This is a genomic window from Streptomyces sp. MnatMP-M17, from assembly GCF_900091995.1.
Classification (GTDB): Bacteria; Actinomycetota; Actinomycetes; order Streptomycetales; family Streptomycetaceae; genus Streptomyces.
Map to the genome: position 1 here is coordinate 1 of NZ_FMDK01001251.1, position 1,068 is coordinate 1,068.

Here is a 1,068-nt window from a genome sequence, read left to right on the forward strand (position 1 = left end):
AGCCCGCGCCCGCGCCGGTCCCGGCGAAGCCCGTACCGGCCAAGCCCGCGCCCAAGCCTGTCCCGGCGAAGCCCGCTCCGGTTCCGGCCAAGCCCGTCCCGGGCAAGCCCGCGCCCGCGCCGGTCCCGGCGAATCCCGTACCGGGCAAGCCCGCTCCGGCTCCCGCCCAGCCGACCCCGGTTCCGAGCACGCCCGCGAATCCCGTACCGGGCAAGCCCGTCCCCGCGCCCGTACCCGGTAAGTAGCAACTCCTCCCAGGGGGCCGCCCGGTGACGACCCGGTGGCCCCCCGACCTTGCCACCCGTCCAGGAGAACCATGAGCACAGCGGCAGCGGCAGTCGCAGCGACCTTCCCCAACCGTTGGCGCCTGCTGCTGCGCAGCCTCTCCAAGAGACGCGACGCGAGATCCGACGCGAGACGCGACCCGCCGGCCGCCCTCACCGGTCCGCCCTGGACCACGGCCGCGATCGACGATCTCTACCACCACCGCCGGCTCCAGCTCGTCCGCCTGGCGCTGCTCCTCGTGGACGACCTGCCCACAGCGGAGGACGTGGTCCAGGACGCGTTCGCCGCGCTCTTCCGACGGTACGGCGAGCGGCTCACCGGCCTGGACGACCCGGAAGTGTACGTCCGTACCTGCGTGGTCAACGCCGCCCGCTCGGTCCTGCGCCGCCGCAGGACCGTACGCGCGTACATACCGGAACGGGAGAGCCACGCGCCTCCGGCCGAGGAGTACGTACTGCTCCGCGAGGAACACCGGGAAGTACTCGTGGCCCTGCGCCGCCTCACCAGGCGCCAGCGCGAGGTGCTCGTCCTGCGCTACTGGTCCAACCTCACCGAGGCCCAGATCGCGGACACACTCGGAGTCTCCCGTGGCACGGTCAAGTCCACCGCGAGCCGGGCGCTGAACGCCCTGGGCAAGGAGTTGGAGTTGATGGTCCGATGAGCGACCGGGATCTGCTGGAACGTCGGCTACGGGACGCCCTGGAGGCCAGAACCCGTACGGTCGGCCTCCCCGACCTGCGCCGCGCGGCACCGCCGTCGGCCGCCACCGCCCGCCGACCGCCG

1 protein-coding gene and 1 pseudogene are annotated in these 1,068 nt (G+C 73.3%); both read left to right on the forward strand.

The window, feature by feature from the left end; genetic code table 11:
- A pseudogene (locus GA0115259_RS40985) lies at nt 1-245 on the forward strand (hypothetical protein); the annotation flags it as partial.
- 71 nt (nt 246-316) lie between these two features.
- Nucleotides 317-946, forward strand: coding sequence for a SigE family RNA polymerase sigma factor (locus GA0115259_RS38330; RefSeq protein WP_093605243.1), 630 nt, complete (start codon nt 317-319; stop codon nt 944-946).
- Nucleotides 947-1,068: the final 122 nt, after the last annotated feature.